The organism is Amycolatopsis arida (assembly GCF_900115565.1).
Classification (GTDB): domain Bacteria; phylum Actinomycetota; class Actinomycetes; order Mycobacteriales; family Pseudonocardiaceae; genus Yuhushiella; species Yuhushiella arida.
Genome location: NZ_FOWW01000002.1, coordinates 881,769 through 895,016, shown reverse-complemented (window position 1 = coordinate 895,016; position 13,248 = coordinate 881,769). Strand labels below are relative to the sequence as shown.

At 71.1% G+C, this 13,248-nt stretch carries 6 protein-coding genes, 1 tRNA gene and 1 CRISPR repeat array; of the genes, 4 read left to right on the top strand and 3 right to left on the bottom strand.

Annotation, left to right across the window (positions count from 1 at the left end; all coding sequences use genetic code 11):
• Positions 1-105: 105 nt before the first annotated feature.
• The 3 genes from otsB to BM051_RS08985 form a co-directional block, all read right to left on the bottom strand.
• Positions 106-2,637: a trehalose-phosphatase gene (otsB, locus tag BM051_RS08995; protein ID WP_092529700.1), complete on the bottom strand. Its 2,532-nt coding sequence runs from the start codon at positions 2,635-2,637 to the stop codon at positions 106-108.
• Positions 2,638-2,674: 37 nt separating this feature from the next.
• Entirely contained in the window at positions 2,675-4,126 is a 1,452-nt protein-coding gene (locus BM051_RS08990; protein ID WP_092529524.1) for an alpha,alpha-trehalose-phosphate synthase (UDP-forming), read from the bottom strand.
• A gap of 81 nt (positions 4,127-4,207) precedes the next feature.
• A complete protein-coding gene (locus BM051_RS08985; protein ID WP_092529523.1) occupies positions 4,208-5,716 on the bottom strand; it encodes a threonine/serine exporter family protein in 1,509 nt (502 codons plus the stop codon).
• A 227-nt stretch (positions 5,717-5,943) separates the two neighbouring features.
• On the opposite strand from BM051_RS08985, the gene BM051_RS08980 reads away from it, so the two are divergent.
• The 4 genes from BM051_RS08980 (at position 5,944) to casB (ending at position 13,242) form a co-directional block, all read left to right on the top strand.
• Positions 5,944-6,016: transfer RNA gene (locus tag BM051_RS08980), tRNA-Thr, on the top strand.
• Between the two features lie 230 nt (positions 6,017-6,246).
• Positions 6,247-7,191: a CRISPR direct-repeat array (repeat unit 28 nt; unit sequence GTGCTCCCCGCACGCGCGGGGATGGTCC).
• A gap of 921 nt (positions 7,192-8,112) precedes the next feature.
• Entirely contained in the window at positions 8,113-10,917 is a 2,805-nt protein-coding gene (locus tag BM051_RS08975; protein WP_092529522.1) for a CRISPR-associated helicase/endonuclease Cas3, read from the top strand.
• Positions 10,904-12,571, top strand: a complete 1,668-nt coding sequence (gene casA / locus BM051_RS08970; RefSeq protein ID WP_092529521.1) for a type I-E CRISPR-associated protein Cse1/CasA — start codon at positions 10,904-10,906, stop codon at positions 12,569-12,571. The genes BM051_RS08975 and casA overlap by 14 nt, the downstream gene beginning before the upstream one ends.
• Before the next feature lie 44 nt (positions 12,572-12,615).
• Positions 12,616-13,242, top strand: a complete 627-nt coding sequence (gene casB, locus BM051_RS08965) for a type I-E CRISPR-associated protein Cse2/CasB (protein ID WP_243859237.1) — start codon at positions 12,616-12,618, stop codon at positions 13,240-13,242.
• Positions 13,243-13,248 lie beyond the last annotated feature (6 nt).

The window sequence follows — 13,248 nt, the reverse complement described above, 5'->3', positions numbered from 1 at the left end:
TAAGCGCCAAGCCCCCCTTGGCTGCGTTGAACGCAACCAAGGGGGCCTTGGTGGCAAGCGCGCGCCGGGGGAGCGCATGCCGGGGTAGGTCGCGGTGGGCCGCTCCTACTGTTGGGAGAGGAGGTAGGCGCAGCGGATCAGGCCCAGGTGCGAGTACGCCTGCGGGTGGTTGCCCAGCGAGCGCTCGGCGATCGGGTCGTACTGCTCCGGCAGCAGCCCGGTCGGGCCCGCGGCGTCCACGAGCTGCTGGAACAGCTCCTGCGCCTCGGTGCGCCGGCCGGTGAGCAGGTACGCCTCGATCATCCACGCCGCGCACAGGTGGAACCCGCCCTCGGAGCCGGGCAGGCCGTCGTCGCGCCGGTACCGGTACACGGTGGATCCGCTGCGCAGCTCCGCCTCGATCGCGGTCACCGTCGACTGGAACCGCTCGTCCTGCGGGTCCAGCAGCCCGGACAGCCCGACGAACAGCGACGCGGCGTCCAGGTCGGTGCCGTCGTAGGCGGTGGTGAACGCCTGCACCTCGGGGTTCCAGCCGTGCTGGAGCACGTCCGCGGCGATGGTGTCGCGCAGGGTGGGCCAGTTCGGCGGGATCTCCCGCCCGTACACGTCGGCGAGCTTGATCGCCCTGTCGATGGTCACCCAGCACATCACCCGCGAGTACACCCGGTGCCGCGGCACGTGCCGCTCCTCCCAGATGCCGTGGTCGGGCTCGAACCAGCGCCGGTGCACTCCCTCGGCCATCGCGCGGACCAGCTGCCAGTCCTCGTCCCGCAGCTCGCCGCGCGCCTGGGCCAGCGCCACGACCAGCTCGACCACCGGGCCGAACACGTCCAGCTGCACCTGGTGGTTGGCCAGGTTGCCGACCCGCACCGGGCGCGAGCCCTTGTACCCGGGCAGCGAGTCGATCACCGCCTCCGCGCCGAGCTGGGTGCCGGCGATGGTGTACAGCGGGTGCAGCCGCTCCGGGCCGGCCAGCGTGGCCAACACCCCGTGCAGCCACCTCAGGTAGCCCTCGGCCTCCGACAGCGAGCCGAGCGCCACCAGCTCGCGCACGGTCATCGCCGCGTCGCGGATCCAGCAGTACCGGTAGTCCCAGTTGCGCACGCCGCCGATCTCCTCCGGCAACGAGGTGGTGGCCGCGGCCAGCACGGCGCCGGTGTCGGTGTTGACGAGGCCGCGCAGGGTCAGCGCGGAGCGCGCCACCAGCTCCGGCTCCACCGCCGGCAGCTTCAGTGTCTTGGCCCACTCGCTCCAGTACGAGCCGGCCCTGGCCCTGCGGTCCAGCTCGGGCAGCTCGTGCGGGCCGAGGTCGGTGGTGCCGCAGCGCAGCTCGAGCACCACCGGCCGCTCCGCGGTGGGCTGCACCACGGCACTGGCCGTGTCGTGCAGGCCGTCGGTGCTGATCTCCCACCGCACCCCGGGCGAGCGCAGCACGAACGGCTCGGACGTGCCGAGCACGCGCAGGCCGTCGTCCTCCGGCAGCAGCCGTACCGGCACGTTGCCGAACTCGGGCCGCGGCGCGAACACCACCGACGCGGCGGCCTCCCCGGAGATCACCCGCACCAGGTCGGTGCGGTGCACCGGGCTGTCCGGCTCCAGGTAGTCGGTGACCAGCAGGCGGGACCAGCGGGTCTCCACGGTCATCGTGTTCGGCAGGTACCGCTGGCCCAGCGGCAGCCCGTTGCGCTCCGGCTTCACCGAGAAGTGGCCGGCGCTCGGGCCGCCGAGCAGGTCGGCGAACACGGCGGGCGCGTCGGGTCCGGGGTGGCACAACCAGCTGAGCCGGGCGTCCGGGGTGAGCAGTGCCACCGACCGCTCGTTGGCGAGCATGGTGAGCCGCTCGATCGGCGCGGCCTGCTCGCCGTACAGCCAGTTGCGCCGCTCCTCCAGCATGAACGCGAGCACGGTCGCGACGTCCACGGTGTCCGGCACCCGGTACTGCGCGAGGCTCTCCCCGGGGCCCACCTTGATCCCCAGGTCCGGCCCGCTGAGCCGGGCGAAGGCCTTCTCGTCGGTCACGTCGTCGCCGACGAACACCGCCGCGGTGGCGCCCACCTGGTGCCGCAGGGTGTCGAGCGCGTTGCCCTTGTCGGTCTGCACCACCGCCAGCTCGACGACTTCCTTACCCTCCGTGACGGTGACCCCGTCCCAGCGGGACGGGCCGTCGTGGACGGCGGCGAGCACCCGCTGGCCGGCGGTGCGCTCGGCCCTGCGGACGTGCACGGCGATGCTGGCCGGCTTCACCTCCAGGCTGACGCCGGGCACGTCGTCCACGATGCGCTCGAGCTCGGTCTCGACCCGCCGGTGCAGCTCCTTGGCGTGGGCGTCGAGGGCGTGCACGAAGCCGATGTCGAACTCCGAGCCGTGGCTGCCCACGAGGTGGACCTCCGCCGGGAGTCTGGAGAGCGTCGCGAGGTCACGCAGAGCGCGGCCGGAGATGACGGCGGTGGTGGTCTCGTGCAGGCCGGCGAGCGATCGCAGCGCCCCGACCGACTCCGGCAGGGGACGTGCCTCGTCGGGGTTGGCGGTGATCGGAGCCAGCGTGCCGTCGTAGTCGCAGGCGACCAGCAGGCGCGGCGTGCGGGCGATCTGCACGATCGCACGCCGCAGCTCGGCGGGCAGGGCCTCGGCGGTCAACACTCCTCCTCGGGAGCTGGGCAGGGGACGGTGAGCCTCAGGCGGACGGCTCGGCCCCCAGCGCTTCGAGGAACGAGCGCGCCCACCTGTCGACGTCGTGAGTGAGGACCTGACGACGTAAGGCGCGCATCCTACGTCGGCCCTCAGCGGGGTCGAGCGTAATGGCAGCCTCCAGAGCGTTCTTCACCCCGTCGAGGTCGTGCGGGTTGACCAGGAAAGCGCTGCTCAGCTCGGCCGCGGCGCCGGCGAACTCGGACAGCACCAGCGCGCCGCCAAGATCGTGCCGGCACGCGACGTACTCCTTGCAGACCAGGTTCATGCCGTCCCGCAGCGGGGTCACGACCATCACGTCGGCGGCGGAGTAGAACGCGGCCAGCTCGGTGCGGTTCACCGACTGGTGCAGGTAGTGCACCACCGGGTGGCCGACCCTGGCGAACTCGCCGTTGATCCGGCCGACCATCTGCTCGATCTCGCTGCGCATCCGCTGGTAGTGCTCGACCCGCTCGCGGCTGGGGGTGGCGAGCTGGACGAACGTCACGTCCTCGGGCTTGACCCTGCCCTCCTGGAGCAGCTCGTGCAGGGCCTGCAGGCGCAGGTCGATGCCCTTGGTGTAGTCGAGCCGGTCGACGCCGAGCAGCACGGTCTGCGGGTTGCCGAGCTCGCCGCGGATCTGTTTGGCCCGCTCGATGACCGGCCTGCTCCGGGCGATCGAGTCGAATCCGGCGGCGTCGATGGAGATGGGGAACGCGCCGACCCGGACCGTGCGGCCGCCGACCTGCACCATGCCCGGCCGGGAGCGCACGCCGACCGCGCCGCGGCTGGGTTCGAGGCCGATGAGCTGGCGGGCCAGCCAGAGGAAGTTCTGCGCGCCGCCGGGGCGGTGGAAGCCGACCAGGTCGGCGCCGATCAGCCCGCGGACGATCTCCGCCCGCCACGGCAGCTGCATGAACAGCTCGACCGGCGGGAACGGGATGTGCAGGAAGAAGCCGATCCGCAGGTCGGGGCGCAGCTCGCGGAGCATGCTCGGGACCAACTGCAGCTGGTAGTCCTGCACCCAGACGGTCGCGCCGTTTCCGGCCACGGCGGCGCTGGCCTCGGCGAACCGGCGGTTGACCCGGACGTAGCTCTCCCACCAGCTCCGGTCGAACACCGGCCGCTCCACCACGTCGTGGTACAGCGGCCAGAGGGTGGCGTTGGAGAAGCCCTCGTAGTAGTCGCGGACCTCGGCGGAGCTCAGCGTCACCGGGTGCAGGATGAGGCCGTCGTCGGTGAAGGCGTCGACCTCCACGTCCGGGACGCCCGGCCAGCCCACCCAGGCGCCCTTGCGGGAGCGGAGGAACGGCTCCAGCGCCGACACCAGGCCCCCGGGGCTCTGGGTCCAGCGTTGTGTGCCGTCGGGCGCGCGTTCGAGGTCCACCGGCAGCCGGTTGGCCACCACCACGAACTCCGCGGCCGTCGTGCTCTGCTCGGTAGCGTCCGCGCGCGGCATACCCCGACACTATCGCGCGCCGGCGGCCAGCGAGATGTGAGGAATTCGGCGGGGTGAAGCCGTTGGTCCGATCAGTCCAACTCAGTCCAGCCGGCGGCGGCTCGGGCGGAGCGGGCCAGCCATGCGCGGGCCGGACAGCTTGCGTTCGAGCCGGCCGAGGCCGGTGCGCACGGGCTGGGCCAGGTACTCGCCGAGGACCACGCCGGCGGCCAGCGCCAGCCCGATGGCCACCGCGGTCATCAGGGCGGTCAGGTCGCCGGTCTCGGTGAGCTCCTGCAGGCCGCGGTAGGTGGCCAGACCGGGCAGCAGCGGGGTGATCCCGGACACCGCGACCACCAGCGGAGTCACCTTCAGCCGCCGGGCGAGCACGCCGCCGCCGAGGCCCACCAGCGTGGCGGCGATGGCGGAGGCGGTGATCGCGTCGGCGTCGGCGAGGCGGAGCGCGCCGAAGGCGCCGGCGCCGACCGCGCCGGCCACGGCGGACACCAGCAGCGGGCGGAGCCGGGAGTAGGAGGCCAGCGCGAAGCAGGCGGCGGCGCCCGAGCCGGCCAGGACCACGATCGGTAGGCCCAGGGCGGTGGGGGCGTACGCCGCCGGCGACGGGGTGGCCGGCGCGTTGAACGTCGCCGCGATCTTGATGGCCAGCGCGACGCCGGTGATGAGGCCGGCGCTCATCATGACCACCTCCATCGCGCGGCCGGCCGCGGTGACGTAGTAGCCGGTGATGGCGTCTTGCACCGCCGAGACGGTGGACAGTCCGGACAGCAGCACGGTGATGGCCGCGGCGACGACGAGGGTGCGCCGTTCCAGCGGGATCAGCTGGGTGTTCACCAGTACCGTGGCCAGCAGGGTGGCGATCAGGCCTCCGGCGACCTGCTGGAAGAAGAACGGCAGGGCGAAGCGGTTCAGCAGGCGGCCGACGCGGTCGATGATCGCGGTGATGCCGAACGCGGCGAGTGCGGCCCAGCCGTTGCCGCCGAGGATGAGGGCGATGAAGGCCGCCATGCCGCCCCACGCCAACGTGGACAGCCAGCGCGGGTAGGGGTGCTTGGCGGTGTAGATGCGCTGCAGCTCGGCGGAGGCCTCCTCGGCGCTGATCCGGCCACGGGTGATCTCGCGCACCAGCATCTCGGTGTCGGAGAGGCGGGTGTAGTCGAGGCTGCGGGCGCGGACGACGCGCAGTGCCGTGACCGGGGGGACGTCCGAGCCGCGGTGGCAGGTCACGGTGATCGAGGTGAAGATGACGTCGACCTCGCAGTGCGGCATGCCGTAGGCGGAGGTGACGGCGAGGATGGTGGCGGTGACGTCGGAGGCGCCGGCGCCGCTGAGCATCTGCACCTCGCCGATGCGCAGGGCCAGGTCGAGCACGAAGTGGACGGTCGACTCGTCGGGAAGGGCGGGGCCCATCTCGACGTCGGTCTCGATGACCGGGTGCTCGCCGGTCGGGGCCTCCAGCACCTGCCAGGCACGCTGCCGGGTCTCCTTGCCGGTGCGGCGAGAAGCGGGCCGGCGCTCGTCCATCGGAGGTTCGATAATCTGCCAGGCGCGCCGGCGGTTGGCGGCCGCCTTGCCGCGCTGGCTGATCTTCATGGCGGTCGACCTCCTCGCTGCGTTCCCGAGAACCATCGAACGCACTACCCCGCCCGTTGCACCTTCGAACTAGTGTCGTCCACCACAGTCGCGGAGGCTGCTCGCGGAGGGTGTTCGCGCAGGTAGCGGGAGGTGTGCGGGGCCCTGGTGGGCCGCCGCCGGGTGGGGCTCGTCGGGCCGCCGTTACACTGGGTCCGCGCACCCGTGGCCGCGGTGGACGCGGCCGTGCCGGCATAGCTCAGCTGGTAGAGCATCTGTCTTGTAAACAGAAGGTCAGGGGTTCGAGCCCCCTTGCCGGCTCCCTTCCGACCAGCGGATTCCTGGCAGCGCCGGAGTCCCCTGGTCGGTCTGGTCCCAGTTTCCGTCTCAGTTGCCCTCGATGGGCTCGTGGCGGGCTGTTCCAGTGACGACCGCGGCGACGAACTCGCCCCTTTTCGACAACCACTGCCCGTCGGAGCGCTGTCTTTACTTTTCCTGGCAAAGTAAATGAAAACCGACCCAGGGCCGGATAAACTACCAGGTCATGAAGTGTGCTCCCCGCACGCGCGGGGATGGTCCGGTGGTATCGCCCTGGTCTCCGGCCCAGGCCTGGTGCTCCCCGCACGCGCGGGGATGGTCCCCTCACCTGGGACGTAGGTCCGGTCGTGCTGGTGTGCTCCCCGCACGCGCGGGGATGGTCCCAACTCCTCCGGCGGCATCGCCGGACGGGGGTCGTGCTCCCCGCACGCGCGGGGATGGTCCACTGGTCACCGCGGCGATCCTCACTGGCCAGGAGGTGCTCCCCGCACGCGCGGGGATGGTCCGCGGACCGGCGAGCGCCGCGGATTCCCGGTGCGGTGCTCCCCGCACGCGCGGGGATGGTCCGCAGCCGCAGCCTCCAGGAGCCCAGCAAGTTCCGTGCTCCCCGCACGCGCGGGGATGGTCCCCGCCCCTCGCGGTCGCCGTGCGCCCACTGGCGGTGCTCCCCGCACGCGCGGGGATGGTCCCCGCGCCGCGCACGCCGAGCTCGACGCGTATCTGTGCTCCCCGCACGCGCGGGGATGGTCCCAAGTTCGTGGCCGAGTCCCAGTTGATCCACACGTGCTCCCCGCACGCGCGGGGATGGTCCCATCAACTTTTCACCCGGGTCGGGTAGTTGCACGTGCTCCCCGCACGCGCGGGGATGGTCCGTCACCGCCGACCGTGTGGGCGGCCCCCACCTCGTGCTCCCCGCACGCGCGGGGATGGTCCCGCCCGAAGCTAGCAGAGGCAGACGGACCACCCGTGCTCCCCGCACGCGCGGGGATGGTCCGCACGGCTCACCGGGCCCTGGCGAGGGTGAGCAGGTGCTCCCCGCACGCGCGGGGATGGTCCAGACCGAACTTGGTCGCATCGTCGCCAAGGAAAGTGCTCCCCGCACGCGCGGGGATGGTCCCGACTGGTCTGGCCGGCTGATGAACGTCTACCGGTGCTCCCCGCACGCGCGGGGATGGTCCCGGCGCCATGGATCTACTGACGCAGCAAGGTCTGTGGCTTCCCGCACGCGCGGGGGATGGTCCGCATTTCGCCAGCAGCGCAGGTAGCTCGGCGTGGTGCTCCCCGCGCACGCGGAGGTGGTCCCAGCGGGAGGGACCCGACGCGTCAGCCGCTCGCGTGCTCCCCGCGCACGCGGGGGATGGTCCGGGGCGGGTGTAGCTGCGCGCCTCGCCCGTCGCGTGCTCCCCGCGCAGGCGGGGATGGTCCGTCACAGCGCGGAAACTAGGCCACCCCGCGTACGTGCTCCCCGTGCATGCGGGGACGGTCCCGCTTGCCGGGTACGCAGCGACGTGCCGCCGCCGGTGCTCCCCGCGCAGGGATGGGCCTAACGCGCAAGCACGTTCAGCTCGAACGTGCTTGCAAGTTAGTTGTTAGGTAGCTGACCTAAAGCTGCTCCCCGCCGCGTTCGGCGGGGCTGACCCAGTGCTTGCGAGGTAGTGGGTGTCTTCCCTGCTCATGCGGGGTATGGATCCGGCGCCATACGACGAGCTCGTACACGCGGGTAGGGGAGGTAGGAGGGTCATGGCTCGAGGGCGTGGCGGGCAGGCGGACGACAGATGGGTTGAGCAGGTCCCAGCATGCAAGTTGTGTAGGAACTTTCTTGCGGGACTAGTTGGTGCTGGTATTGGAGCCACCGTCGGGGTCAGCCTCGGGTTGGTGATGAGTGGAACGTTGCCACACCTGGCGGTGCCGTTCGGCGTCCTCGGGGGTGTCAGTTCAGCCTCTGCGGTTGCCCTGGCGGCTGCGTCTCGGCTTAAACGTCTTCTCGAGTAGGCATGGTGTTAGGCCGTTTGGGGTAACCACAGACCGGCGCGTAACGAACCGGCCGGCTGTGGAGAAAAGGAGAGTTACCAGCCTCATCTCAACTGTGGAGCGATAGCTTGGGTGACAGTCTTGCGTGGTTGTCGGCCTGGGCCAAGTCGGTTCGGAGTGAGCAGGGGGAGGTCACTCACTGGCTGCCGTTGTCGCAGCATATGGAGGACAGTGCCGCCGTCGCCAGGCGACTGGTGGAGGAGTGGGTTCCGCGGCAGGTGGTCGAGCGGATCGGCCGCGATCTTCCGGGTGGCGCCCGGAACGTTCCCGTTCTGGCCTCCTGGCTAGCTGGCATCCACGATGTCGGCAAGCTGTCGCCGGCTTTCGCCGTTCAAGTTCCGTTACTGGCGGATCGGATGCGACGGTTCGACCTGATCGCGGATCCTCGGTTCCAACACGAGCGCGATCGGCGGCAGGTCACGCATTCTCTCGTCGGGCACCTCGCGGTACGGAACTGGTTGACCGAACTGGGCCTTCCCCGCCGAGGCATCGCGACGCAGTTGGCGTCCATTGTGGGCAGTCACCACGGGGTCGCGCCGGAACGCGACCAGCTCGCCAAGGTCCGGGAGTTCTCCCACCTCGCCGGTACTGGCGCCTGGGAGACGGCCAGGTCGGACGCGCTCGCGCACGTCACCGGTTTGATCGGTGGTCCGAACGTCCTGGGCCGGTTCCGGGACGCGACGATCACCCCGCCCAGCCTCGTACTGCTCAGTGGCATCGTGATCGTCGCCGACTGGATCGCGTCGAACGCCGACCTGTTCGAGCTCGAACCGATCACCACGGCGGAACTGCCGCCGCGCCCTCCGGAAGCCACTCGTACCCGGCAGCGCCTGGAATGGGCGTGGCGCGAGCTCGACCTCCCGCCGAAATGGGCACCGGCGCCACTCGGGGCCGATCTCGATGCCGAGTTCCGGGCACGATTTCCGCGTATCTCCCGACCCCACCCCGTTCAGGTCGCCGCGGTCAAGTCCGCTCGTAATCAGCACGAGCCCGGAATCCTGGTGATCGAGGCCCCGATGGGTGTCGGCAAGACGGAGGCCGCGCTGGTGGCGGCCGAGGTTCTCGCCCAGATCTCCGGCGCCGGAGGTTGTTTCGTCGCGCTTCCCACCCGCGCTACGTCCGACGCCATGTTCGGGCGGGTCGCCGAATGGTTGCGAGCACTGCGTCAGATCCATTCCGGCGCCCCGATCGACGTCACACTCGCCCATGGCAAGGCATCCCTCAACGACAACTACCAGGGCCTCGTTCGGGCCAGATGGCTCGCGAGCATCGGCGACCATGTAAAAAACGACCACGATGACTCGATCGTGGTGCACCAGTGGCTGCGCGGGAACAAGAAGGGGTCGCTGGCCTCGTTCGTCGTCGGCACGATCGACCAGGTCCTGCTCGCCGGCCTGAAGAGCCGCCATCTGATGCTGCGGCACCTCGCGCTCGCCGGGAAGGTCGTCGTCATCGACGAGGTGCACGCCTACGACGTCTACATGTCCCAGTACCTGCACCGCGTGCTGCACTGGCTGGGCGCCTACCGCGTCCCCGTCGTCCTGCTCTCGGCCACCCTGCCGGCCGCCCGCCGCGCCGACCTCCTGCGGGCCTACTCGACCGGCCGAGGGGAACAGGTCAGCGAGCCCCGAGGGGGTATCACCTACCCCGCGATCTCCAGCTCGGCCGACCCCACTCCGCACGCCGTCCCGGACGACACCCCGCCGAAGCCGGTCGGCGTCGACCGGCTGCCCGACGACCTCGACTCACTGGTCGCCTACTTGAAGCACCACCTCGCCGACGGTGGCTGCGCGGTGGTGGTGCGCAACACCGTCCGCCGCGTGCAGGAGACCGCCGATCGGCTCGCCGAGGAGTTCGGCTCGGAGAAGACCACCGTGAACCACTCCCGGTTCCTCGCCTGCGACCGGGCCCGGCTCGACGCCGAGCTCGTCCGTCGCTTTGGTCCGCCCGGCCCGGACAACGATCGGAAGGGGCCCCACATCGTGGTCGCCTCCCAGGTCGTGGAGCAGTCCCTCGACGTCGACTTCGACCTCATGGTCACCGACCTCGCGCCGATCGACCTGGTCCTCCAGCGCCTCGGCCGCCTGCACCGGCATCCGCGCGACCGGCCCACCCCGCTACGCCAGCCACGCTGCGCGATCGTCGGCGTCGAGGACTGGCACGCCGAGCCGATCCGCGCGATTCCGCGGTCCCGCCGCGTCTACTCCGAGCACCCATTGCTGCGCGCCGCGGCGCTGCTGGCCGGCCGGTCGACCATCACCCTGCCCGACGACATCGCGCCACTGGTCCAGCGGGCCTACGGGGGCGACCCGCTGGGTCCGCCGAGCTGGCAACCGGCTCTGCTCGCCGCCGCCCGCTTGGCGGAAGCAGACGCGGCGAGGCGCCGTGAGCGGGCGAGTGCCTTCCTGCTTGACGAGCCCGGTGAGGGCGCCAGCCTCATCGGCTGGTTGAGGGCCGGCGTCGGCGACGCGGACGGTCCGCGCGGTGCGGCCCAGGTCCGGGACGGCACCGAGCCACTAGAAGTGCTGGTGGTGCGACGGGACCGCGACGGCGGCGTGCTGACACCGGACTGGATCGAGCGCTCGCCCGATCGGCAGATCCCGCTCGACCAACCGATGCCGCCAGCCCTGGCGAAGGTGATCGCCGCGTGCGCGCTCCGGCTCCCGCTCGCGCTGTCCCATGAGGGCGTGATCGACGACGTCATCAAGGAGCTCGAACGCCACTACTTCACCAGCTTCGCCACGTCACCGCTGCTGGCCGGCCACCTCGTGCTCCCGCTGGACGACGACCGGCGGGCGACCCTCCGGGCCGGTGGCGACGAGTTCCTTCTGACCTACGACCCGCGCCGGGGGCTGATCCATGACCGCCGTTGACACGACCACCTTCGACCTGGTCGAGCAGCCCTGGCTGCCCGTCCGCATGGTGAAAAAGGACGGTGCGGACGGTGCGCTCGCGGAGCTGTCTCTTGTGGACGTGTTCGCCCGCGCCCACGAGGTGGCCACGGTGTTCGGCGACCTGCCGACCCAGGACTTCGCGCTGCTGCGACTGCTGCTCGCCATCCTGCACCGGGCGCTCAACGGGCCGCGGACCGTCGACGACTGGGAGAGGCTGTGGGAGTCGGAGCGGTTGCCCGCCGACGAGATCGCCCGCTACCTCGACCAGCACCGGTCCCGGTTCGACCTGCTGCACCCGGAGACGCCGTTCTTCCAAGTCGCCGGGCTGTGCACGACGAAGGGCGAGACCTCCGAGCTGAACAAGCTCATCGCCGATGTCCCCAACGGCCGACCGTTCTTCACCACCCGGCTCGGCCCGATCCACTCGGTGAGCCTCGCCGAGGCGGCCCGCTGGTTGGTGCACTGCCAGGCGTTCGACCCGTCCGGCATCAAGTCGGGCGCGGATGGCGACGACAGGGTGAAGAACGGCAAGGGTTACCCGATCGGCGTCGGCTGGTCGGGCCGGCTCGGTGGAGTGGTTCCGCAGGCCGTCACGCTGCGCGAGACGCTGCTGCTGAACCTCATACCGGTCGAGGTCTTCCCCCGGCCGTTCGACGCGGACCTTCCCCCGTGGGAACGGAAGCCGCTCGGCCCGACCGTGCGCGAGGAAGCCGCGCCGACCGGGCCGGTGGACCTCTACACCTGGCAGAGCCGACGCATCCGGCTCGTCGCCGAGGGCGACCGGGTCACCCGGGTGTTGATCTGCAACGGCGACTCGTGCGACCCGCCGAACAGGCACCGGGTGGAGCCGCACACCCGGTGGCGGCGGAGCCAGGCGCAGCAGAAGCGCCTGGGTGAGGCCGTGGTCTACATGCCACTGGAGCACAACCCGGAACGCGCCGTGTGGCGTGGCCTGCAGTCCCTGTTGCCCGGTGCGTTCACGCCGCAGTCCAGGGAGGCGGCCAGCGGGCTGCCCGCGGGGGTGCTCGAGTGGCTGGCCACCCTCACAGACGAGGAGATCCTCGACCGGAACTTCCAGGTGCGGATCCGCGTCATCGGCATGGTCTACGGCAGCCAGAGCTCCGTCACCGACGAGGTGATCGACGACGTGCTGCCGCTGCACGCCGAACTGCTGCGGCACGGCGCTCCCCACCTCGTGGGTGTCGCGCTGTCCTGTGTGGACGCGGCTGACCAGGCGGCCAGGGCGCTGGGTCAGCTGGCGCTCAACCTCGCCCGCGCCGCGGGAAAGGTTCCGCCGAACAGTCCCGGACTGCCCGACCCGGCCGACGTCGCCGAGCGCACCCGTGCCGTGGAACTGGCCTACGCCGAGCTGGACCGGCCCTTCCGCGAGTGGCTCACCGGCCTCGGCCCGGACATCGACCCGGTGGCCGCACAGGTCGCCTGGCATCGGCGGGCCGAGCGGATCATCCGCCAACTCGCCGACGACCTGCGACGGCGCGCTCCCGAGGCCGCCTGGGTCGGCCGATGGGTCAACAACCGCCCGCTCACCGCCACGCACGCCGTCGAGTGGTTTCGGCGCGCGCTGCGCGAGGCCCTGCCCTACGCCCATGAGGACGCGAGGACGTCCGCCTGACATCGAGTTCGGAGAGTCTCGTGACAGAAGTCGCAACAGTTGGCGTGGACCGTCCCGCGCGCCACCCGGTGCACACCGTTGTCGGCGCCAGGATTCGCGCGCTGCAGCACGGTGTGCTCAAGAACCAGTCCGACAGCGTCGCGGCACTCGCCAGGCTGCGTCGGGCCGTCGGCAAGCCGACCGGTTCCGATCCCGACGTCCTGCAGTACACCCTCCATCCCGACCTCGCCGGGCCGAACCCACCCGACGGTCCCACCCAGGCGGAAACGGCCACCCATCTCGCGCTCACGCTCTACGCCGTACACCAGCAGGCGCTGAGGGAACCGATGCACCGGGAAGGTCGCGAGTTCGGGCTCGGCAGGTCCGCGCGGCGGCTGGTCGGCGGAGACGAGATCCCGGAACGGCACCCGGTGCTGCGACGGTTCCACATGCTGGGGACGTCCGCGGACCTCGACGAGCTCGCGCACCATCTCCGCGGGCTGGTCCAGCAACTGCGGACCGCCCGGATCCCGCTTGGTTACGCGACGCTCGCCGAGCAGCTGCTGTGGTGGCAGCGAGCCGCCGGCGGACCCGAGCGGGTCCGGCTGGCCTGGGGGCGCGACTTCTATTTCAGTCAGTTCAAGAAGAACGGCAACACGACATCCGAGTCCGACTCGCCCGAGGAAAGCTGAGGATCA